This is a genomic window from Chroococcidiopsis cubana SAG 39.79 (assembly GCF_003991895.1).
Taxonomy (GTDB): Bacteria; Cyanobacteriota; Cyanobacteriia; order Cyanobacteriales; family Chroococcidiopsidaceae; genus Chroococcidiopsis; species Chroococcidiopsis thermalis.
Map to the genome: position 1 here is coordinate 12,736 of NZ_RSCK01000041.1, position 21,969 is coordinate 34,704.

Sequence of the window (21,969 nt, forward strand, 5' to 3'; positions counted from 1 at the left end):
ATGATTTGTACAGTAGGCTTCTAGCCTGCGGCGGGCTAGGAGCCTGCTCCACGTTCATGAATCAAATAGGATTGCTATATTACAGCAGCAGAAGAATTGTTAAATCTCTGATGATTTCTGGTCGATTGTTCAGAATTTATCGGAATGCTATGCGAGCTTTCCTATCCAATCATCAGCAAGCAGAACCGATTAGAAGTGGTAGGAAATGCCAATAGTCAGCACGGGATAGATCTTGAAGTCGCTCAAATCGTCTTCGATATCGTCTTCTTCCTGTTCGATCGCATCTTCTAATAACGAACCTACAACTGGTAGTTGTAACGCTGGTCCTGCTATTGGTCCTGATGCAATCAGATCGACTTCTGGCGCACCCCCGAATAAAACGCCTAAATCAATCGAAAAACTGAAGGCGCGATCGCGTTTGACTGGATTACCGTAACCAATGCCAACGTAAGGAGAAATTGTGTTAGGAAATGTCAGTTCTCCTTCTAGCTGACCCACGGCTGAAGCAGGAAACTCTACACCTCCAATATCCAAAGTTGCAGTTGAGCGGGCAGTTGCGTCAACTTTGTTGTTGTTGTAAAATAAGCCGCCTGTAATCCTAAAGTCACTTCTTTTCGACGGATACCAGTCTAAAAGTGCCGAAACACTGAATAGCTGCACGTCAGCATCGTAGTCAATATCGCTTTGCTCGGTGTCAATCCCAAAATCAAAGTAATTCACTCCCAAGCGACCGTTAAAATTAGGAGAAATAGCCCCAACTCCTTCTAACCCAAATCCTAAAGTACCAGCTTTACCTGTGAGTGCAAAGCCACTTCGCGGCTGCTTTTCGGTTAAAGTTTCTCTCAGCTTCTCTTTTGGCTTCTGACGTTGCTCCGGTGGCTGGTAATCAGCACAACGAGAATTGTAGGGATACGAGCGACAGAAAGTATCGATGTCAACTTCTCGCTGCGCCAGTCGTAGCTCCTGGGTAGATTCGTCCTGCGGTTGCAGATCGGCGGCAGCGTAAGATATGTCTTCGTTTTGAGCCGTGCTACTCGTTAGGGCTACCGCCTCTTTCTCGGTTGAATCCTTAAGCCTCTGTTCCTCAGCCAGAAGTTGTTGGGGTAGCACCCCCACACCAAAAAAAGCGATCGCTACACCCAAACTCAACTGGCTGAATTTGGATAAATCTGCACTCCCGGGCATACTTCACTCCTTCACACCTAAACACTTTTTCTCTTACTTACGACCACCCAACCATTTAGCCGCGATCGCACCCAATGCAGCACCGACCATTGGATTGCTGAGGAATTTCACGAACGCAGGTTGTTCCGCTAATACCTCTTGAAAAATATCGGGATGGTTGTGATAAGCAAATGCAGCTAATTTACTTACATCGTCGGCATTCATCCGGCTGGCGTGATGAGTTGATAGCCCCAATTGCTTTTCTAAATCGCGATCGTGCAGTCCTCTTTTACCTAAGTGCTTGAAGAAAGCCCGCGCCACATCATCTCTTTCATTTGGTTTAATCTGGGCGATCGCTTTTTGCAATTCCGGTTCCATCTGATTTGTGGGAATTCGGTCTGGGTGGAAAGAGCGACCGAATAAGCGGCGACGTTCTTCGTGAGATGAGCGTTGAGCAAAATCGTCAAAATTTTCGTAATCTTGCTCTAAATTTGTGGAAGCGTCAAGGTTTTCTACATTACCTTGAGCGAGATCGTTCATGACTTCTTTTCTATATTTGTCGCTACTACTCATTTTTTTCTCCTTGTTACTACCGCCATTTGCATTCATAGTTAATGACAAATGACCAACGACCTACTTGTATTCAATCTGATTAGTTTGAGTGTCGTACTTAGCTGTCAAAATTAGCTTTTTATCCGGTGCGTACATCAACACAGTCAAATCTTGGTTGGGGAAATTGCGGCGAAAACCTTGAGCTAGAGATTTTGCTAATGGCTTAACTTCGTTTGGGCGAACTTCAGGTGAGATGACAACACCTAATTTATTGTTGTCGCGCACATAGGCATCTTTAACCATTCCCCTAGCCGTTTGCACGACCCAACTACCAAAATCTTGTCCGGCTTGAGTATTTCCTCTTGCTATTTGCAAGTAATCTGCACTCCGGCTAGCTGTTGGTAGCATTGTTGTTGGCTGTTTGGCTTGAACTGCACTGCTACAGGCTGTAGTTGTAGTCACAAATAATACTAAGAGCAGCACAGTCGCAATTTTTCGAAACTTTTTAATCAAACTCATTTCTACCTCCTACAATTTACAAATGAATAGAACAGTTATCAGTTGTCAGTAGACCTCCTGCGTGAATACTTGAATTGTCATCAACACGCGAAGCGAAACATCTGGGAGATTCTTCACTACACTGCGTTGCGTACCCTTCGGGAAGGCTTCGCCAACAGAATGACATCCATGATTTTTTGATTCATGCAGGAGGTCTAGTAAAAAGCAGTTAGGAGTCAGAAGTTAGAATTAACCGATCGCTAGTCACTGATAACTGGTCACTGGTCACTGATAACTGGTCACTGGTCACTGATAACTGGTCACTGATAACTGGTCACTGGTCACTGATAACTGGGCGACCATCAGTATCGATATCTAATTCTTCCCTGCGAATCGTTTCTTGTGCTTCCACAGTTTCCTGTTCTACGACCTTCTTGACTCTGATTTCTTCTCTAACAAAGGCTTCTTTATGAATATCTGGAACTTCTTCATACACTTCTAAACGGGCAACTTCACCCTCATGGAAGTCAACTTCACCAGGTGCAACAGCCCTACCTGCATCGGGTGGGGTAATTCTTTCAATCACGACCCGCTCTTTTTCTATTGGAACTGAAACTCGTTCTGTCTCAGTTTCAACGTGCTTGCCGATCGCAACTTCTCCAGTTTTGCGGCGCTGTTTGCTGGCAATCAACCGCTCTTCATAAAGTTTAATGGTGCGATCGCTATGAGTGCTTGTATCGTATAAATCTCTGTCATGCTCGTAAGTGTAAGTATCGCGGTTATAGCTAGTTGGCGTAGCAGTACCCATCATCGCAGCAGTAGATGCCGAGTCTAGAGGTGCTGATGCATCTAAAGAAGCTTCTGTACGATAAACTCCTCTTACCCGTTCTTCGTAATCGTAGTCTGCTGTCATGCCTTCTGTATATTCGGGTAAGCGATCCGCTTGCTCTCTAGTCAAACCGTTGGCATAGACGCGATGAGCGTTGCGATCGATCCGAGCGCGACCAACTGGCAGTAGTACTTTTTTACCAAAAATCCAGAATCCTACGTCGATAACAAAATACCGAAAATTACCTTGTTCGTCTACTAAAATATCTTTTACTGTACCAAACTTTTCCCCATCTCCTTCACCGTAAACATCCATACCTTTGATGTCGTTTCCTTCAAAGGTACGCTGATAATCTGTATCGAAATCGCTAATGCTTAGTAATGGCATAACTTTCTTCTCCGCTTAGAAATAATTCATGATTAACAGTCACCCAATATTAAGCCATCAAAATTACATTCTTTTCACCTATCCACAGAATCAAAGTTTGAACTTTTCACTACTCATACAGATAGATGTTTGACTTTTTTATGGCGAGTAATCTCTGTTTTAATTGAGTAACATTCCTTAAAGTTTACTAGCTGCAAGGTTTTTTATTACTTCATTTCCAATGATTTTACTTTGAAGCTATCTCTAAAACCGTAGATTTAGAAAAATATCTTATTCGCTCGATTCAATAGCCCTTACATTTTTAGCTTGAGCTGAAAATGTAAGATTTTAATGTAAGTATTTTAAATCTAAGCCCTATAACGAAAAAGTGTGACTTGTTTCTAGCAAAAGTATGACTTGTTTCTAGCAAAAGTGTGACTAAGTGCTATAGCAACCCTATTTGATTCATAAACGTGGAGCAGGCTAGAAGCCTACTTTACAAATCATTTAGCACTGCTATGGTAGTAAATGTAAAGTTGTAAGATTCTTGCTCACTAAGATTTTGATGCTGTTTAAAGCAAATTGATTCAACCTGTTTTGGAAAAAGTGAGACGATACTAGTACTTTAGAACTACACTAAATCCAATCGGCTCAAATCTGCTGATGAAGACGGCACTTATGCGATCGCCTACTTTTAGTAGTACTACTTTCAGAATATGCCTTTTGATAGATCGGATTTACTCGCACACTTTCACTTAGTTAGCATTCCTGTCATTAATACTTCAATAAACTCCGCAAGGTCTACCAAATTAGGTAGGAAAATATCGTCAAATCCGAGATATGTTTGTATGGAGATGCAATAATTCGCGTTTCCAGCAAGAGCAAAAAATACGATAAATGCGATCGGTATACCAAGCAAGAAATGAAATTACCAGAATTACTGCGTAATCGGCTTGGAAGTCTGCTTCAACTGGCAGTACAAACAGTTATTCTTCGGCAAAATGACACAAGCAAGACCGAAGTAGACCGCGAAGAAACGATCGCTACAGAATCAACTACCACATCACCTCAGACAAGTAAATTGGGGACTGTCAAAAAGATTCTTCTGAAGTCTAGGCAGCTGAAATCTCCAACCAAACCATTCAAGAAAGCTTCTCTGTTTCCAGATGGCAAGACGAATCTTGCCGCTTTGTCACTCTTGTTGCATGGCGTGGCAGAAGTGTTATCTCAAAAGCGCGATCTACCCTGGAAGACCGAAACCCAAAACAATTTGAGCTATGAAAAAGCAACTGATGCCAAAAAAGGCACGATCTCTTACTACGTCACTGACAATTTAGAAAACTTGTCTCCTGACACCATATCTGAGTCAGCAGCTTTAGCTGTCATAGATCGATTCGATCCTAGAGCAGGCGCTATTCATCTAATTTATTGCGCCGCTGCTGCAAATCTGCATAATCCGTGGCAAAGTGAGTTTCTATTAGATGATAAACAACTGCTGGAATACACCGGATTAATCAAACGTAGAGATTTATGCAGACATGAGCAACTGACAATTCTGTATGACCTGGTACGACAGCCTGCACAGATATTAGCTCACGTAGTTTGGGAAAAACAAGGCAAGGTAAGAGCCTTTACCGTAGCCGATTTAAAAATCTGGAATGTCAATGTTGCAAGAGATTTTGAGACAGATAAGGCAGGCAATCCGAAGCTGACAGGTTTAAAAGTCATCGTTCAACCTGGATTGTGGGCGAAGTACTTTTTAAATAAGTCTGAGTACTATTACTATACGGGAGTTATTACCAAAAAAACAGTACAAACGCTGTTTAGCATTGGTAAGCAAAATGCTGGTGCAGCTCGAATGCTAATTTGGCTGATTTTTCAAGTCAAGCCAGGATGCCGCAAAGTCTTTTCCGGCAAATCTCTGATGCAAATTGCGTATGGTATGGCTAAAATTGCGCTAGCAGAGCAAGATCGGCAACTACGACGGCAACTAGCTGACGATTTGGCGACTGACTTGAAAGTAATTGAAGCGGCTGGATGGCGAGTCGAGGTAGAAACTGGTCCTGCGTGGTTGTTAAATAACGATGGTGCGAAAAGACCAATTGGCTTCTGGAGCCAGCTTTTAGATACTACATGGCGATTCGATTTACCAGAAGCAGCGTTGACAGAGATTGCCAAATCGCCAAACCAGCTTAGAGGCGTGGAACGTCCCAAACAACAGCCGCCATCTGGTGCTGCGATTAGAGAAGCTAGAAAAGCTAAAGGCTGGTCGAGGGCTTTCTTTGCCGCAACGATGGGGAAAAGTATATCTTGGGTTGATGCGATCGAAACCGAGCATCGCCAAGTATCTCAAAAGGATCTGCCTAAATTACTTGAAAAATTGGAGATGAAATCGTAGAAGCGATCGCCCAGCTATCCCGCGGCAGAGGCGTTCTGCTCCTAAATGGCTGACTTATTTATATTTGGTGATGCTATCGCTCCATAATTTTGCTAGCTTTCGTGCTTCATCTTGCCATTGGTGATTGAGCCGAAACATCCGTCGGGGACGACCGCGACCCTCTAGTTTTTGCCAGTACCCCGCGATCGCTCCTTCATCTTCGAGAAATTTCAGCGCTGCATACAACACGGTATCGGAGAGGCGATAGCGAGACTCTTCACGTTCGAGCTTTTGAATCAATCCAGAGCCATAAGATTCACCCTCAAGCAAGACCGACAGGATATAACAAACTGCTTGCTCTTGGCAAAGATAAATCTCTGGAGGATTGGCAAAATATTGATAAATATCTTCAAGCTGCATTAAAGGTTAAGGAATTGTAATAAAACAAGATTGACAATTGGGTGCGAGCATCCATTTTGATTTGAAGCTGCAAAGTGTCAAGCACTAACAACGGTGCTGGTCACAAAAATTCCACTGAATTTAGCAAGCGCATGGGGACGAGTATCTCTAGGAGATCGAGCAGTGCTAGCACCAGTAAACCGTAGTTCACAAAGCGGAATAGTAAGATGGAGCCTATTCCTTGTCTTGTGTTTGATGTTTGCGTTTTGCATATTTGTAAAGACAATTTCGCTTCTTGTCCTGAACTTTTCTGTAACTTTTATGTATTGACAAAAACTGACTTATAACTGAACATGATGATAAAGCAGAAATATAATTATTAAATTTATGGTATTAAAAAACATTATTCGGTAGGGTTTCGTTTGACTAATTTAACTATCAAGACTAAATTATTAATACAAGTAAAGTAGCGCTATGGGCGTTATAGATCGTGGTGTTATGGATTGTGAGAGAAGACACTAAGAGTGCACTTAAGCAACACCAGTCAGAGTCTGAAATATTTATCGTGCAAACAAGTACATACTGTTAGTTAAGTCGGAAGTTTCATTAGACAGTATGAAAGCCTGGATAATATATTGCAATTTACAAAGTAGCAATTCGAGTTTTTCATGATATTTAATTTCTATTAAGCTACGTCTTTCATTCCTGCATAGATGCAATTGTTAAGATACAGCTTGCACTAACAAAATTATTACAAAAGCTGGCTCATTTCTTTCACTATTTAAAGTGAGACATTTCAACGTTTCAAGCAAAAATAAAACACGGTACTTAAAAAATAGTTTCATGTATTTTCGCCAATAGTTCAATTCTCAAAAATATTACTTCAATGCTAGCACCCATCAATCAAGCCAAGGTTTTGCTCTGTGGCAATATTTCTCGCGTAGATCGTCGTTCTCAAGCTCTCATCGAGTTTCTATCTAGTTCCAAAAATTATTTTGTTTCTCAATTATGTCCTAGCTTTTATTATATAAACTTAAGGATGCAAAGCTCGTTAATTGAAAAAGTATTAACTAAGTTTTACTGGGTTGAGCTTTTAATAAAAGCTGCATTTACGGATGTAATTTACTTATTACCAATGAATACTATTTTCATCAAAAGTACCATCTTTGCAGCAAAGCTTTTTAGGAAAAAAGTCATAGTTGAAATGTATATCTCGCTTTACGATACTGAAGTGAGGGACAGAAAAAGAGTTGGTGATGGAAGTAAACTCGCTAAATCATATATTGAAAAAGATATACTAGCGTTAAAGAAATCAGACTATCTCATTCATAGCTCTAATCAAGAGTTAACTTACTGGGAACAGATTCTGAATACTGATATTGACAGAAAAAAAGTTTATATAGCTCCTCTGTGTAATGTTTCTTGTTTGCTCCCCAATAGAAGCTGGATGCAAGATGGTAAATTAAATATTTGTTGGTGGGGAACATTTATTCCTTTACATGGATTGGATAACATATTACAAGCAATAAGAATTTTGCGAGAAAGAAACTTGCATTTTACTTGTAACTTCTTTGGTATAGACAATAAAGCTTTTTACGATTATGTAGAAAAAGTTCGGTCATATCATCTTGAATCTATAGTTTTTTTAAGGAAAGACTTAAACTTTATTAATGGTTCCTTACCTAAATATCTAGTTAATTATTGCGATCTAGCATTAGGTATTTTTGGTAATACAGATAAGGCGTATCATGCTCTTCCTAATAAGTTGATTGAAGCCCTCTCATTAGGATTACCTACATTAACCATGAATTCCCCAGCTTTGAGAGAGTTTTTTAATCCAGAAACAGAGCTATGGACTTGCGAAAACACACCTGAGTCGATTGCTGAATCAATTTTGTCGATCGCTAGCGGTTCGGCTTATTCTGTAGACTGGAAGCAAACTCGTGAAAAAGTATTAGAGACATTCAGTCTTGCTCGATACACAGAGGTTGTGTCTGAAGTTTTAGCAAAAGCAACTAACAATCTTCCAAAAAAAGAAGTGACTCGATTTAACTAGTGTTTTTGCGATCGTAAATATTATATATACTAGCGCTATCAAAGCGAAAGGTTAAGCATGAAAATACGAGTAATAGTATATAGGTTTTGCATGTACTAATCATTGGCATCATCAAAAAATACCTATCAAAGAAAGTAAAATGGAAACGCTAAAATCTCTAATTTATGTATCTAAAGGAAACCTACCATCAAAAATGGCTCACTCAATTCAAACTGCTAAAATGGCGCAGGCTTTTTCTCAAAAAGTTGAAAATTTTGAATTGGTTACTAGCGGAGATATTTTTTCAGTTTTAAAAGGCATAGACTCAGAATTTCAAGCTTGGTATGGTTTACATCATAAATTTAAACTAGTTCGCCTACCGCTGCATATTAAGATCGAGTATCCTTTTCCCCAAAATTATGAAAATTTTATCTTTTATAAACTGGCTATTTTATACGCTTGTTTTAAAGCTCCTTGCTTAATTTATACTCGTTCGTTTCCTGTGGTTGAAATTTTGCTAAGAATGTGTATACCTGTGCTTTGGGAATGGCACGAACCAGTTTCAGAAAAACTCAGTTCTACATGTAAAAAGTTATTCGATAACAAGAACTTACTTGGTGTTGTTACCACATTACCTCAACTTGCAGAGAACTATTTAAATCATGGTTTGCTTCCTGAAAAAACATTGGTAGCTCCTAATGCCGTAGACATTAAAAATTTTCTTCCTTATCAAACTAAATCTTTAGCCCGCCAAAAGTTATCTTTACAAAAAGACAGTCAAATTATCTTATATTCAGGGCATTTGTACGATTATAAAGGCATACCAACAATTTTGAAAACTGCTAGTCTGATGCCAGAATGTGAATTTGTTTTAGTAGGAGGATGGATTGATGATATCAACCGGGTAAAAGCAACTTGTCAACAGATGAATTTACAAAACATACAATTTTTCGGTCACGTACCACAATCTGAGCTAGCATTATATCTATATGCCGCAGACATTCTAATTCTTCCTACCAGTAAGTATTGGGAACTGGCTGAAGCTACTTGTCCGTTGAAGTTATTTGATTATATGGTTGCTAAGAGACCAATTGTCGCTTCAGCTTTACCGACTATAGCAACAGTATTGCGACATAGAGAAAATGCACTGTTGGCAGAACCTGACGAACCACTCTCATTCAAATTAGCAATAGATACTCTATTGAATAATCCTTTATTAGCTAAGACTATTGCTGACTGTGCTTTTCAAGAAGTACATAATTTTACTTGGGATGGACGAGCGGAGCGAGTTTTGCAGTTTGCAACTGAAAGGCTACAGAAAGCTAAGAAAAGTGATATTAGTTACATGAGAAATGTACTTAAATACATCACATTGAAGACTATTTAACCTCATAAGTTAGTAAAGCTATAACTTTTGCCACTTACAGTATTAAGCTTTGCTGCGATCGCATAGCTAATAGGAATTTGACAGACTTATCCAATATACCACTACAAACGAAACTGAAACAAACGTCTTTTATTTTCTAAGATTGTTAGAGCGCACTCTGAGTGACTTCTCTTAACAACTTGTAGATTGTGTAGTGCTAAATCACCTCTATATAATAGAAATTTGACACTTAGATTTGTGTCATACCAATATGTTCTCTTGATAGATAAAGTTTGTCTATACAGAAAAGTTCAGGAATACTATCATTTCCGTCGGATGTAATACATATATTGTTCTTAGAAAAAGACAACTCCGATCTATGAGTCAAAGTATTCACACATCCAGTCGAAGTATCCAAGTAAATTATGGTAAAAAAAATTCAAGCTTGGCAGTACAAGCAATATGGTTTACATGCGTTATTTGAAGGTAATGTTAAAATAGCACTTTTATATTTTAACAAAGCTCTTAAGCTCGATCCGAATTTAGTAGAAGTTATATACAATCGAGGCAACCTTTATAGTATTTTAAAAATGTCAGATAAAGCAATCTCTGACTACGATCTAGCGATAAAACTCGATCCGCAACACTATAAAGCTTATATTTGCCGAGGAATAACTTACCTAGAGCAAAAGCAGAATGCTGAAGCTGCTATTGCTGATTTTACTAAAGCAATTGAGGTTGACTCAAATAAAATTCAAGCGCATGTTAATCGAGCAAATGCTTATAGCTACTTAAATGATTATAGTGCGGCACTAAAAGACCTTTCTACGGCTATTCATATTGCACCCGATCGCAGTGATAGCTATTTGAATCGAGGCTATATATGGGTGAGAACTGGAGATTATCATGCTGCGGTGGTTGATTTCTCTCAAGCAATCGTGCTTAACCCTGATTTTGCTATTGCTTATTTGAATCGAGGTAATGCTTACAAAAAATTAGCTCAAACACAAGCAGCGTTAAATGATTATGCAGCCGTAATTCATCTCGATAAAACTAATTCTAAAAATGTTGTTACTGCCTATGTATATCGCGGAGAGATTTTAGAATCTCTTGGAGAATTAGCCGCAGCTTTTTCTGAATACGATCGCGCCATCGAGTTGTGTCCTGACGAGCATTTTCTGCAACATAAGCGCGGGGCGTTGCTATGTCAATTCGGACAACTATCATCTGCTTTAGAACATTATAATATAGCGATATCACTAGATCGCAAGTGCATGTACTGTTATGCAGATAGAGCTTGGGTGAGAAAAAATCTAGGTGATATTTCAGGAGCGATCGCTGATTGGAGTCAGGTAATTGAACAGAATCCAGAAAATGTTTTGGCTTATATAGAAAGAGGAGAACTTTACTTTCAAAGTCATCAGTTGAAAGCAGCAAAAGCTGATTACACAAAAGCAATTATTCTCGAACCTGACGAACCACACTTTTATGTTGTAAGAGCTGAAGTGAATTTATCATTAAATTATCTAGTAGCAGCGTTGAAAGATTGCGATCGTGCTATAGAAATTGCTCCCGATTTTGCCCGAGCCAACTTTATTAGAACTTTAGTTAAGCTACGTTCTAAGAAAATGGGAACTGCTGTCAGCAATGCCAATCGCTCTGCTACCTTATTAAAAACAGAAGGCGATTTAGAAAAGTTAAAGTAAAGCTAAAAAAGCTTTACCTTATCATTATGCGGATCAAATCGAACCATTCTTCAAAATTGTCACTCACCACTAATTTTTTCCTCCGATCTACAATTCCTTCAGCACCTACAGCAGTAGCAATAACTGGCAAGCCAGCTTCTAGCATTTCTAGGGTTTTTAGTTTAATCCCACCTCCCTTAAATAGAGGAACTATTCCAATTTCAGCTTTTTCAAAAAACTCAGTTGGATCTTCAACAAATCCTGTAACTATAATCTGTTTACAAGCAAGTGCCAAAACTTTTTGAGAGGGACTAGAGCCAACTATGTAAAGTTTGAAATCTCGATCGTGTTGAACCAACTTCTTAAAACACTGCTCGACAAAGGTAAGAATTGCTTGTTCGTTCTCTGGTCTTCCTATAGCTCCCCAGAACAAGAGACTTTTTTTCTCTATCTTTTCTAAGCAACGCTGCACTCGATACACAAAACAACTAGCTTGGTGAGGTTTGATAGTAATCCTTTCACTGGGTATAGAAAATAAAGAAGTTAAAAGGTCGCGATCTTTGGTAGATGATACCCATAACTCACCGACACGCGAGTATAGTTGCCGTTCGTAATGGAAAGTTCTAGCTACTTCAATACCATAGAAAAAATTACTGACAGACTGTCTCAAAAAAACTTGAGTCCACACATCTCTTAAACTAATTACAGTCTTCGTTTGAGTAGGATTAATATACTTCTCAATTGCTTCAAAGTATATAGCAGCATGAGAACATTCAAAATGAATTGTATCATAAATATTAGTTGCGAGAAGTTTTTGAATTTTTCTCTCAACTGTATTAATAAGACGAGAAGCAAACTTCACGGGAACTTGATAATGAGTTAAGCAACTAGCAATTTTGTCGAACTGATGGAGAGGATATGTATAGAGGTTACTACCAAATTTTGCAACTAAATCTTTGGCAGCGTCCACCTCAACTTTGTTAGCTATAACCACTATATCAACGACTTCATTAGCAACAGCATATTCTGAAAGATGCGTAAAGGCAATCCTTTGTCCAGCTTGTGGATATTGGTTAGTGGGAGCCTGGGCAGAAATAAACAAAATTCTTGACATAGAAAAACTACCATTTACCATAAGTATCCGACACTGGCTTTCCAAGATATCTACTTAGAAAAGACTTCAGCTTTCTAGCTAGTGGAGGCTTAAGAAAATACCTAGTTGGGAGTGCAAATAACTCATTGAAAACCCAGGCTCCATATACTTTCCATCGCTGAAGCTCCATCTCTCTAGAAAATTGGTTAGAATGGCTACAGCTAATCTTCCAGCACTCCCGAATTAATTTAAGTCTATCAAAGGGTATGGCAGAAGAACTCATTCCACTTAATGAATAAGAGGCAAGTGGCGTACTCACATAATGAAAATTTACGCCAGATACAAATAAGCGAAGAATCAAATCGTAATCTGCGGCGATCGGGTATTCTAAGTTATATAAGCCTACAAGGTTATATGCTGACTTTGTAATAAAGCAAGATGGATGGTTGAGCGTAAATCTAAATAAAAGTTTATCTAGATCGCCAGGAACAAAAGTAGCAACATATTCTCCTTTATAGTAATTTGTTATAGGTGAATAGAGGACAGAAATGTTGTGATTTTGACAAAATTCTTGCTTGACTGTTGCGATCGCATTATCGTGATACCAATCATCAGAGTTAATTATGCCTATAACATCACCTGTTGAATGGTTTATTCCCTTATTCATGGCATCATAAGGACCACGATCTGGTTCTGAAATAAACAAATTTATCTGGTCTGCATACTTGTTTATGATTTGAATAGTACCATCAGTCGAACCACCATCAATTACAATATATTCTAAGGGAAAGTTTCTTTTTTGAGAAATCACACTCAGAATCGTTTTTTCAATTGTTGTTACAGAATTGAAAACTGGAGTAACAATAGATATTTTCATACAAGTGCTATGTTGAGATAGCTAAACTCGAAGCATATATGCAAATAGCTCGATTTCATTAATAAATTTTAGATTGCTAATATGGGTGTAATCTCTTACTTTTTGAAGGTAAACTTAAAATCAAGATAAAAAGCGTGAGTGTTGCTCCTTGTAAAGAGCTATGTAAAAATAAAGTAAAAGTCAAATATGAATAAATATATTTAAAATTATCTTTATGATAAAATCGCATGACGACTCTTACAAAACCGAAAAAATACAAGCAACTAAAGGGAACCCCAGTATATGCAAAAACTTCAAGAAATGATTGATGTATTAATAAACGAAGTGGTTGAAACACGCTTGCATAAGTATCTCTATAACCTTGAAAAGCTAGTATTGGATTGTTCAAATAAGATTGAATTAAAAAAACGTTGGCTTCAAATCTATCTAAATTAGAACTATCATTAAAAGAACTAAAAGAAAATAGACGACTAGCTCCACTATCGTATAATAAACTAGAAGTTTCTACGTTTGTAATCCAATAATAGCTGAGTAATATTACTAGAAAATTAACAGTTATAAAAATATAAGCAAAGTGAATTTTGCTGAGTATTTTTGAAAATGGAGCTTCAAATAACAAAATCAAAAAGAAGACGCATATACTAATAAAATAGTTTCGGCTAAGGAATAAACCTACACAAAGAAGCGATAAAACTATGCCAATCCTAAATTTATTTTTATAACAAAAGAAGAAAAATAACAACATAAATAATCCCGATATGTTGTGATCCCCAACACTTAAGGTAATCCTTGCTACACCATCAAAAAACTGGTTTCTATACACAACTAGTTGATAAAGAATTGAAGGCAAACAAATCCAATATAATATAGTAAGATAGTTTCTTTTAAGTAATGTAGGTTTATTATCATTAAAACCAATCAGAATAAAGCATATAGGTAGCGTGTATCTAAACAAAACCAAAGATGACACTGGTAATGAAGAAGCTATTAAAATCAAACACACAATTATAGTGTCTATAAGCTTTATCTTGGTCTTATAAACAATAAGTTGTAAAATTAAAATAAAAGCAATTATTGGTAAAAATAGTTTGGCATGTGGAAAAAAAGATCTAAATGGAATTACAAATATAACTACCAAGCAGTATAAAATCAAAGCATATCGAAAGTAATTCAATTGTTCGCGTATACCACCTATTTTTGTCGAGTTAATTCTTTTGCTTATTTCCATAGTCTTTTAGAATGATAGAAGAAGTCTTGAAGAATACAATAGATTGCATGACTAATCTTAAATTTAATGGGGCGATCGCCCTATATCTGTTGAAGTAAGTAATTAAGCTCTAATTCATGCTGTATTCTTTTATTGACTTGTTCGTCATAAAATGATTGATGTATAATCTCACTACCAAAACCGATAATGCAAGGAAGATTAAAAAGAAATTTTAAAGATAAACAAGCAGAACTAAATGCAAATATTTTTATATCGCAATGAGGAACTAAGTTTCGATCCAAAAATACTTCCATTAAAAAGAGTTCAAAAGGGAGAAAAAACCAACTTAGCTCAGAAATCACTATGACTTCTGAAAAGAGTCTATTTAGGCTATATTGTAATTTTTCTATTTTAACTGCGCTATCTCTTGGATGTGGCTTGATTATCAAAATTGTATTATCTTCTCGTTTATGAATTTTAAGAAAATTTTGATATGCACTAATTTCATTTTCCTCAGACATTCTAGTTGCCTCAGAAAAATTTGAGGTCAGTAAAATGGATACAGAGTTGTTTACGAGCTTTGTATGCAGGTTATTAATGTAATCTGAGTCTACGACCTTTCCGACAACTCCTCTTAATCTTTGGAAAATATTAAGGGTAACTGCTTTGTTTACCGTAACCACTTTCATAGGAGGAGACGCGCTCAAAGTATTAAAATTAGATATTGTGAAATAACCAACATCAAAATTTATTTCGTCGATCGAGTTCTTGGTAGATATAAATGATTTTAATAATCGCTTTAATTTATAATTTAAACTTCTTGGTTCAACTTGAAGAACAGTAGAAGAAGCTGAAAGATATAATCCAATACTATCTCCATAGCAGATTTTTTTAGCCGATTCATAAACATTTAGCAAAAGTCGATCCCAGATATCGTAGTTTTTACTCAGATAAATTTCATCTGCTGATGAAATACCGGTTAATTTATGAACTAAAGAGAAGACTTGCTGAATATTTGAAAGATTTAGCCTCACAAGATTTAGTTTTGCCTGGAGTGCCTGCATTTGCTCGGGCTGGATATACACAATTTTCTGCCAAGTGCAGACTTCTTCTGCCATCTTTTTGATGAAATTAGCAAATGTATTACTCTGATTTTCAGGAGTTCTAAGGTCGTAAATCACTAAGTAGTTATCATATTCAACGTTCGTACCTTGTTGCTCTTTCTCTCGGCAAGTCAGCGCTGATAGAGCCGTGATGAGTTGAATGCTACCCTGGCAAGCCACAAGTCGCTTTAGCTTTGTTGGAGTGTACATCTTCTTCAAGCACAAATAAACTGATTTTTGAAGTTTAAACGAGAGTTTATCAAAAGGTCGCAGATTTCTCTAACTGCACCTTGCCCACCAGACTTTCTAGTAACGTATATAGCGCGAGCTTTGTTCTCAGGCATGGCATCAGCAACTGTAAAAGGACACCCTACCGCTTGTAATACTGGAAGGTCGTTGTCATCATCCCCAACATAAGCAACTTCAGACAAAGATATGCTTAGTTGTAAGCACAAATCTTTGAGGACAGACAACTTATCTTCTACATTAATAAAACTATGAGTAATTCCTAATTTTTGAGTTCGATGGAGTGTTGACTTTGAAGAGTTAGCCGAGATTATAGCTACTTCTACACCAAATTGCATCAATTTCTTCAATCCTTGACCATCTTTGATGTTGAACTTCTTGAGTTCTTCTCCACTCTCTGTGTAATAAAGACCACCATCTGTCAACACGCCATCTACATCTAGTGCTAGAAGCTTAATCTTTAATAGACGCGATTGCAGCTCAGGCTCACTAATTTTTAGCATTGAATTCAGGTTGGCTAGCAACTTCTAAACCGGCACGGACACATAGTATTTGTTTAAGAATATGTTCGAGATTTACTAAAGGGATCATGTTTGGTCCATCGCTAGGCGCTAAGTCAGGGTTGGCATGAATTTCCATAAACAGTGCATCGATACCAACAGCCGCTGCTGCTCTCGCTAAGTAGGGAATGAATTGCCTTTGCCCTCCTGATTTGCTACCTTGTCCTCCTGGTAATTGCACGCTATGGGTGGCATCGAAGACAACAGGATAATTAAAACTCCGCAATTGAGGCAAGGAGCGAAAATCTACCACTAGACTGTTGTAACCAAAGCTCGTACCTCGCTCGGTTAATAGAATACGCTTTGTCCCACCAGCTTCTAGTTTGCTAATGACATGTTTCATATCCCAAGGAGCGAGAAACTGACCTTTTTTGACATTAATAGCTCGACCCGTAGCAGCTGCTGCAAGTAACAAATCCGTTTGACGGCAGAGAAAAGCCGGAATTTGCAACACGTCAACAACCTCAGCTACAGTTGCCGCTTGATAACTTTCGTGAATGTCTGTCAAAGTCGGCACTCCGATTCTATCTTTGACCAGTTGCAAAATTTCTAGCCCTGCCTCTAGAGAATGACCTCGAAATGAGTCTAACGATGTACGATTTGCTTTATCAAAAGAAGATTTAAACACAAAAGAAATACCCAAGCGATCGCATATTTGGCGAATTTTTTCTGCCATTTTTAAGGTAAAATATTCTGATTCAATGACGCAAGGACCACCAATTAGAGTTAATGGATAGCCGTCACCAATTGAAAGGTTGTCTGTAATTTGTGTACAAACCATAAACTGCTCTCTTTTTTTAGATAGCGATTAGACAAATTTTTTAGGTGATAGCCATCCTTCGTTTCAAAAGGTAACACCTTAAAAAAATTAATATTTGTGTTTATTTTAAAATGACTAAATAGCAATTTAAGCGTAACTATTACATACAGTTTAAATTCATGCTTACAACCAAAGTTTAACCTAAACGAATTGATTTTTAAACTAAAAGAAGCCGCCAAAAACGAACAACTGCAATATCTATATGCTGATTTAATAGCAGAAGTTTGTCGATATGGAAAAGTTCAGTTTTTTTATCCGAACATTAAAAATACTTCTCAAGCGCTCGAATCTGAACATAGACAATAACTTGATGTACTCGCTTGAGCTAATTTGATGCGCGTAAGGTTTCTAATTACCGTGAAAGAGATAGATGCCATGCAAAACTCTTGAGCAGAGATTTTATGTTTTCTCTAAATCGTCGTAAGCCTAACCTTATTATGTACTTCAATGGTTTTTTAGGTCGCCAACCCGACCAAGATGTCATATCGAGATACTGAAAGAACAAATCTTTAGCTGGATGTTCGCAGTAGTAATGCCAAGGCTTGATAGCGGTTGCAAAATGAACAATATAAGGCTGTTGAATCACAGATTTATACATCTCTTCAGTAAAAGGACTGTCTTTCCACGATCGATATTTATACACGCTAGGAGTTTGATTCCACCGTGGATCGAGTTCTCTCCATTTACCTGCAAGAACTGCATTTACTCCATCTTGATCCCAGTTTAAAACATGTTCTTTATTCTGCTCAAGATACTCAATGGCTTGAGTGCTGATATTTTCTGTTCGCCACTTTTCCAAGTTAAATACCATCACCCCAGCGTTTAAATACTTGGAATGAGGAGGAATTCCTAATTCTTGATAGTTATGAAGTCCACCGCGAGGATTTGATACTTCACGTATTCCCATATCTTGAACTGCTAGTAGATAGCTGTTGTCAATCTCTATAGCCCATAATTTTTGTAAATCTTCGTTGACAACTAAGTCACAGTCTAAATAAATAACCTTCTCGATATGCTGCGGTAATAGATCGGGAATAAGTAACCGATAGTAAGTTGCAACCGTCACATGACCTGAAACTTTCACTTTACTGAGAATAGCGTCAGTAGGCTGCAACCATTCAATCATAATTTGTTGTGAGTCCAGCGATTTTAATATTTTCTGTTTATTAACTTCTTGAATACCACCATCAATTACAAAACAAGTTATTCTTTGTGAAGTTTTAAGATTTACAAGTATAGATTTGAGCGTTACAGATAAGGGAATTACATAATTATTATCAGCAGCACATACGACTACAATAGATTCTGTATCTGAAGAAATCATTGTATTATCCTTAATAGTTAATTTTCTGACGATCGCGTAGGTGTATGTACTTCACTCATTTAGCCTTTCCTCATATTAATTGTATGAACTAAATTTTTAACTAATTGCTTGATCCCACCAGAACTGTTGTTCAGAGGATTATTATAGTCTTCTATATCAGAATAGCGGAACAATTCTAAGTTAAGCTTTTTCGTTCGGGATAAAGTTTGATTTTCTTCAAACTGCCGTTGATAAGCTAGATAAGTGCGGTTGTCTCTCTCGACAAATTGAGTAGGTACTAATCCTTTGGATTTGAGCAACGAATTCAATTTTTTTTGTTTTATACTAGAAGAACTACCTAAAGCTAGAAATAAACTACAGCCAGATAGGCATGGGTTGAGTTGCTCGATCAGATGCTCTAAATCTGAAACTTCATTAGGTAGGTCTATTATGATTACTTCAAAATCTTTTGTAGTATTAGCAAGCTCTTGTGATGAATCGACCGACGTAATCTGAAATTTAGGCAAGTCGGATAAATCTGCAATTAGCAATTCATTTTTACCTCTATAATAAAGCAGATCGATTTCAAAGTTTAATCTGTGGACTTCCTGTAGTAATTCATAAATTTTTAATCTTGAATATAGATTATTTGTATTAATTGTTCTGTTAAAAATATTAGTGACTCTTACATCATCTTGAGCTGAAAAAATAGATGGAATACTTTTGCCATCAAAAACGATTTGATTAAATTTTTCTACAAGAATTTCAGGATGATATTTTGCCATAAATAGTTCATGCCCTTGTCGGGCAATCTCTGCTGCCGCATCAGGATGACTGAGGTAGTATTTTATCTTGTCGAGTAGTTCTTGCTTGGAGCCGTAACACTCTAAATGTACTCCTTCTTGAAATAGCAAAGGAAGACCAGATTGTAGAGCGAGGCGATCGGTTAGTAAAAAACCTCCTACCATGAGTACTTCATAAACTCGTCGATTCAGATCTCCATTTAAACTACAATTCAGCACGATTTTGGACTGAACGTATATATCCAAACATTCTGCATAAGGACTTCCACTAAAATCTACATTTATTTCGGCTTCCTGTAAAAACTTTAAGAATTCACGACGATGGTAGTGGTTACTATCGACAGCACCTCGAAAGATTACATCGTAAGTTTTGTCTTTCACCGATTCTGGTACATAAGGAGGAATTGAGATCGCTCCTGGCATCCAAAATACATTCGGTAAACCAGCTTCAACAAAAAAATGAATGTGATGGCGAGTATAGCCCGTCCAATGATATTGACAGCCCACCAACTTAGCGTACTCAATCAAGTTTTGAATTGGGCGAGGCATATGATGGCTATCAATTAGCTTCATCACTGATGGACAAGTTAAGCTAGGAATTCCCACAGGGATCGGTGGATTCTGTACCAGCATTAGAGTCGAACTGATGGAAACTAGATCGGGCCACCACCCAGACGGTAACTGTTTTAAAATTAGATCGATCTTAAACTTACCATGAGGTAGAGCGATCGCCTTCCCTGCTTCAATAGCTTCAACAGGTGGGTCCATGCAAGCATAAATGTTGCTTTGGTTCTCGGGTATAAAACCATTGTCACGAGGATAGTACTTTGACAGTGTCAGAACTTTAATTGTTTTACTAGAACTCATTTATTCAGCCTCTAAAATTTTGGCTTGGATTGCATCGGTCTGAACTGGGATGGCTTTTTTAGCCAGCAATACCTGAACCTGTAACAGATCCTCTGGCGTATTGATTTCAGTTGTAGATGTTTGAGTGTGGCAGACAGTAATTCGATAACCATGCTCTAAAACACGTAGTTGCTCTAACCCTTCACAATCTTCTAGTGGTGTAGGCGCTAATTTGGTATACTTTGCTAAAAAATCACGCCTGAAAGCATAGAGTCCCAGATGATGAAAGACGGGTGCTGGTTTATGGTTGCGATAGTAAGGTATTGGCGCACGAGAGAAATAAAGAGCGCGATCGCGACGATCGCATAGTACCTTAACCGCGTTAGGATCGCCGTAGTCTTTCTCTGCTAGAGGACAAGCTAGAGTGGTCATGTCTGGCGATTCACCGCGCAAATAAGGTTTGACTAGCTGTGTTAGCATTTGCGGAGTGACGAACGGTTGATCGCCCTGAACGTTAGCGATCGCAGTCATCTCAGGATAACGTTCCGCTACCTCCGCCACTCGGTCTGTCCCTGTAGCATGGTCAGTACGAGTCATCTCCACAACACCGCCAAAACTCCAGACGCACTCTGCTATATCTGCATTATCCGTAGCTACCACAACTTGACTAAATGAAGGACAACTGATTGCCGCTTCATAAACCCATTGCAGCATGGGGCGATCGCCAATCTTTACCAAGGGTTTACCAGGAAAGCGCTGTGAGTTGTAACGAGCTGGAATCACTGCCAAAATTTTCATTTCAACTATTCCCAGAAGCGAAACATCAAGCAGTTTTTAGAGACCGCTACGCACAATATCATGCAGCCTCAGCAGACCAAGGCATTGCTGTTCTCGATCGACCACTGGTAACACGGAAAGCTGGTGAGGTCGATTTTCCATTAGTTGCAGTGCGTCATAAGCAAGGAGATCGGCAGAAACTACCGTTGGATTGCTTGTCATCATCGTCCCTGCGCTTAGCGTCTCTATATTAGTAAGGCTGACCTTCTGCAACCAACGCCGTAAGTCTCCATCTGTGATAATGCCGACTAGATATCCTGTACCATCAACGACATTCACCGCGCCAAGACCACCTTCACTAATCGCACGCAGCACTTCAAACCAAGATGCTTGTGGTACGACTTTGGGATTATCCGAACCACCATGCATCAGATCGCAAACTCTTAAAGTTAGACGTTTGCCTAAGCGTCCTGCGGGATGATTGAAAGCAAAATCTTGTGAAGTGAAACCCTTAACTTGGATCAGTGTCATTGCCAATGCATCCCCAAGTGCTAAGGAAACTGTAGTACTCGTTGTCGGTGCTAAGTTGAAAGGACAAGCCTCTTTGTCAACAGATGTATCCAATGCAACATCGGCACTACGAGCGAGGGTTGACTTGAGATTGCCAACCAAGGCAATGAAAGGGATCTGTCGATATTTAAGATATGGTAGTATGTCTAGTATCTCGTCTGTCTCTCCACTGTTACTCAGAATTATAGCGACATCCCCAGCAGAAACAATTCCTATATCTCCATGCAGAGCATCAGACGGGTGCAAGTAAACTGCTAGTATCCCCGTGCTAGTGAGGGTAGCTGCAATTTTTCGTGCCACAATTCCTGACTTGCCAACACCGATCGCCACGACTTTGCCTTGACAATTAGCCAATAGCTGTACTGCTTGTTCGACCTGTTCCGACTGAAGCCGATGCGCCACACGAGCGATCGCTTCCGCTTCTAATTTCAGGAGTTCGGTAACTTGTTTGAGGTAAGGCTGACTCAATATTTGTTGCATCATTAACCTGCGG

Annotated in this window: 19 protein-coding genes; 4 read left to right on the forward strand and 15 right to left on the reverse strand. The window is 38.4% G+C overall.

What is annotated here, in order from left to right:
- Positions 1 to 189: 189 nt before the first annotated feature.
- The 4 genes from DSM107010_RS21550 to DSM107010_RS21565 form a co-directional block, all read right to left on the reverse strand.
- On the reverse strand, positions 190 to 1,185 hold the full coding sequence (locus DSM107010_RS21550) for a hypothetical protein (RefSeq protein WP_106169429.1): 996 nt from the start codon (positions 1,183 to 1,185) through the stop codon (positions 190 to 192).
- 33 nt (positions 1,186 to 1,218) lie between these two features.
- Entirely contained in the window at positions 1,219 to 1,737 is a 519-nt protein-coding gene (locus DSM107010_RS21555; protein ID WP_106169430.1) for a hypothetical protein, read from the reverse strand.
- A 60-nt stretch (positions 1,738 to 1,797) separates the two neighbouring features.
- On the reverse strand, positions 1,798 to 2,235 hold the full coding sequence (locus DSM107010_RS21560) for a hypothetical protein (protein WP_106169428.1): 438 nt from the start codon (positions 2,233 to 2,235) through the stop codon (positions 1,798 to 1,800).
- 313 nt (positions 2,236 to 2,548) lie between these two features.
- A complete protein-coding gene (locus tag DSM107010_RS21565; RefSeq protein ID WP_106169427.1) occupies positions 2,549 to 3,430 on the reverse strand; it encodes a DUF2382 domain-containing protein in 882 nt (293 codons plus the stop codon).
- Between the two features lie 823 nt (positions 3,431 to 4,253).
- On the opposite strand from DSM107010_RS21565, the gene DSM107010_RS21570 reads away from it, so the two are divergent.
- A complete protein-coding gene (locus DSM107010_RS21570) occupies positions 4,254 to 5,807 on the forward strand; it encodes a helix-turn-helix domain-containing protein (protein WP_241994298.1) in 1,554 nt (517 codons plus the stop codon).
- 54 nt (positions 5,808 to 5,861) lie between these two features.
- Here DSM107010_RS21570 and DSM107010_RS21575 read toward each other — a convergent pair whose 3' ends face one another.
- Positions 5,862 to 6,206 (reverse strand): PadR family transcriptional regulator, encoded by a 345-nt coding sequence (locus tag DSM107010_RS21575; RefSeq protein WP_015154521.1) that lies wholly within the window; start codon positions 6,204 to 6,206, stop codon positions 5,862 to 5,864.
- An 865-nt stretch (positions 6,207 to 7,071) separates the two neighbouring features.
- Here DSM107010_RS21575 and DSM107010_RS21580 point away from each other — a divergent pair.
- The 3 genes from DSM107010_RS21580 to DSM107010_RS21590 all read left to right on the forward strand — a co-directional run bounded on the left by DSM107010_RS21580 (position 7,072) and on the right by DSM107010_RS21590 (position 11,292).
- The gene (locus tag DSM107010_RS21580; RefSeq protein WP_106166653.1) at positions 7,072 to 8,241 is read left to right on the forward strand and encodes a glycosyltransferase; all 1,170 of its coding nucleotides are present in this window, start codon (positions 7,072 to 7,074) and stop codon (positions 8,239 to 8,241) included.
- 139 nt (positions 8,242 to 8,380) lie between these two features.
- A complete protein-coding gene (locus DSM107010_RS21585) occupies positions 8,381 to 9,607 on the forward strand; it encodes a glycosyltransferase (protein ID WP_199755683.1) in 1,227 nt (408 codons plus the stop codon).
- A gap of 404 nt (positions 9,608 to 10,011) precedes the next feature.
- The gene (locus tag DSM107010_RS21590; RefSeq protein WP_106166654.1) at positions 10,012 to 11,292 is read left to right on the forward strand and encodes a tetratricopeptide repeat protein; all 1,281 of its coding nucleotides are present in this window, start codon (positions 10,012 to 10,014) and stop codon (positions 11,290 to 11,292) included.
- Between the two features lie 13 nt (positions 11,293 to 11,305).
- On the opposite strand, the gene DSM107010_RS21595 is transcribed toward DSM107010_RS21590, so the two are convergent.
- The 10 genes from DSM107010_RS21595 to DSM107010_RS21640 form a co-directional block, all read right to left on the reverse strand.
- Positions 11,306 to 12,385 carry a glycosyltransferase gene (locus tag DSM107010_RS21595; protein WP_041463076.1) on the reverse strand — a complete coding sequence of 360 codons (1,080 nt, stop codon included), beginning with the start codon at positions 12,383 to 12,385 and terminating at the stop codon, positions 11,306 to 11,308.
- 7 nt (positions 12,386 to 12,392) lie between these two features.
- The gene (locus tag DSM107010_RS21600) at positions 12,393 to 13,241 is read right to left on the reverse strand and encodes a glycosyltransferase family 2 protein (RefSeq protein WP_106166655.1); all 849 of its coding nucleotides are present in this window, start codon (positions 13,239 to 13,241) and stop codon (positions 12,393 to 12,395) included.
- Positions 13,242 to 13,317: 76 nt separating this feature from the next.
- Positions 13,318 to 14,469, reverse strand: coding sequence for a hypothetical protein (locus DSM107010_RS21605; protein ID WP_127023905.1), 1,152 nt, complete (start codon positions 14,467 to 14,469; stop codon positions 13,318 to 13,320).
- An 80-nt stretch (positions 14,470 to 14,549) separates the two neighbouring features.
- Positions 14,550 to 15,761, reverse strand: coding sequence for a polysialyltransferase family glycosyltransferase (locus DSM107010_RS21610; RefSeq protein ID WP_106166656.1), 1,212 nt, complete (start codon positions 15,759 to 15,761; stop codon positions 14,550 to 14,552).
- 5 nt (positions 15,762 to 15,766) lie between these two features.
- Positions 15,767 to 16,300, reverse strand: coding sequence for a KdsC family phosphatase (locus DSM107010_RS21615; RefSeq protein ID WP_015154512.1), 534 nt, complete (start codon positions 16,298 to 16,300; stop codon positions 15,767 to 15,769).
- The gene (gene kdsA, locus DSM107010_RS21620) at positions 16,287 to 17,138 is read right to left on the reverse strand and encodes a 3-deoxy-8-phosphooctulonate synthase (RefSeq protein WP_015154511.1); all 852 of its coding nucleotides are present in this window, start codon (positions 17,136 to 17,138) and stop codon (positions 16,287 to 16,289) included. The genes DSM107010_RS21615 and kdsA overlap by 14 nt, the downstream gene beginning before the upstream one ends.
- Positions 17,139 to 17,529: 391 nt before the next feature.
- Positions 17,530 to 18,501, reverse strand: coding sequence for a glycosyltransferase family 8 protein (locus tag DSM107010_RS21625; protein ID WP_015154510.1), 972 nt, complete (start codon positions 18,499 to 18,501; stop codon positions 17,530 to 17,532).
- A gap of 59 nt (positions 18,502 to 18,560) precedes the next feature.
- The gene (locus DSM107010_RS21630; protein WP_106166657.1) at positions 18,561 to 20,150 is read right to left on the reverse strand and encodes a glycosyltransferase family protein; all 1,590 of its coding nucleotides are present in this window, start codon (positions 20,148 to 20,150) and stop codon (positions 18,561 to 18,563) included.
- Positions 20,151 to 20,927: a 3-deoxy-manno-octulosonate cytidylyltransferase gene (gene kdsB / locus DSM107010_RS21635; RefSeq protein ID WP_106166658.1), complete on the reverse strand. Its 777-nt coding sequence runs from the start codon at positions 20,925 to 20,927 to the stop codon at positions 20,151 to 20,153.
- Between the two features lie 36 nt (positions 20,928 to 20,963).
- Positions 20,964 to 21,956 carry a KpsF/GutQ family sugar-phosphate isomerase gene (locus DSM107010_RS21640; RefSeq protein WP_015154507.1) on the reverse strand — a complete coding sequence of 331 codons (993 nt, stop codon included), beginning with the start codon at positions 21,954 to 21,956 and terminating at the stop codon, positions 20,964 to 20,966.
- Between the last annotated feature and the right edge of the window lie 13 nt (positions 21,957 to 21,969).

Coding starts and splice junctions, on each gene's coding strand:
- DSM107010_RS21550 (WP_106169429.1), bottom strand. CDS start 1,185: ATGCCCGGGAGTGCAGATTTATCCAAATTCAGCCAGTTGAGTTTGGGT.
- DSM107010_RS21555 (WP_106169430.1), bottom strand. CDS start 1,737: ATGAGTAGTAGCGACAAATATAGAAAAGAAGTCATGAACGATCTCGCT.
- DSM107010_RS21560 (WP_106169428.1), bottom strand. CDS start 2,235: ATGAGTTTGATTAAAAAGTTTCGAAAAATTGCGACTGTGCTGCTCTTA.
- DSM107010_RS21565 (WP_106169427.1), bottom strand. CDS start 3,430: ATGCCATTACTAAGCATTAGCGATTTCGATACAGATTATCAGCGTACC.
- DSM107010_RS21575 (WP_015154521.1), bottom strand. CDS start 6,206: ATGCAGCTTGAAGATATTTATCAATATTTTGCCAATCCTCCAGAGATT.
- DSM107010_RS21580 (WP_106166653.1), top strand. CDS start 7,072: ATGCTAGCACCCATCAATCAAGCCAAGGTTTTGCTCTGTGGCAATATT.
- DSM107010_RS21585 (WP_199755683.1), top strand. CDS start 8,381: ATGGAAACGCTAAAATCTCTAATTTATGTATCTAAAGGAAACCTACCA.
- DSM107010_RS21590 (WP_106166654.1), top strand. CDS start 10,012: ATGGTAAAAAAAATTCAAGCTTGGCAGTACAAGCAATATGGTTTACAT.
- DSM107010_RS21595 (WP_041463076.1), bottom strand. CDS start 12,385: ATGTCAAGAATTTTGTTTATTTCTGCCCAGGCTCCCACTAACCAATAT.
- DSM107010_RS21600 (WP_106166655.1), bottom strand. CDS start 13,241: ATGAAAATATCTATTGTTACTCCAGTTTTCAATTCTGTAACAACAATT.
- DSM107010_RS21605 (WP_127023905.1), bottom strand. CDS start 14,469: ATGGAAATAAGCAAAAGAATTAACTCGACAAAAATAGGTGGTATACGC.
- DSM107010_RS21610 (WP_106166656.1), bottom strand. CDS start 15,761: ATGTACACTCCAACAAAGCTAAAGCGACTTGTGGCTTGCCAGGGTAGC.
- DSM107010_RS21615 (WP_015154512.1), bottom strand. CDS start 16,300: ATGCTAAAAATTAGTGAGCCTGAGCTGCAATCGCGTCTATTAAAGATT.
- kdsA (WP_015154511.1), bottom strand. CDS start 17,138: ATGGTTTGTACACAAATTACAGACAACCTTTCAATTGGTGACGGCTAT.
- DSM107010_RS21625 (WP_015154510.1), bottom strand. CDS start 18,501: ATGATTTCTTCAGATACAGAATCTATTGTAGTCGTATGTGCTGCTGAT.
- DSM107010_RS21630 (WP_106166657.1), bottom strand. CDS start 20,150: ATGAGTTCTAGTAAAACAATTAAAGTTCTGACACTGTCAAAGTACTAT.
- kdsB (WP_106166658.1), bottom strand. CDS start 20,927: ATGAAAATTTTGGCAGTGATTCCAGCTCGTTACAACTCACAGCGCTTT.
- DSM107010_RS21640 (WP_015154507.1), bottom strand. CDS start 21,956: ATGCAACAAATATTGAGTCAGCCTTACCTCAAACAAGTTACCGAACTC.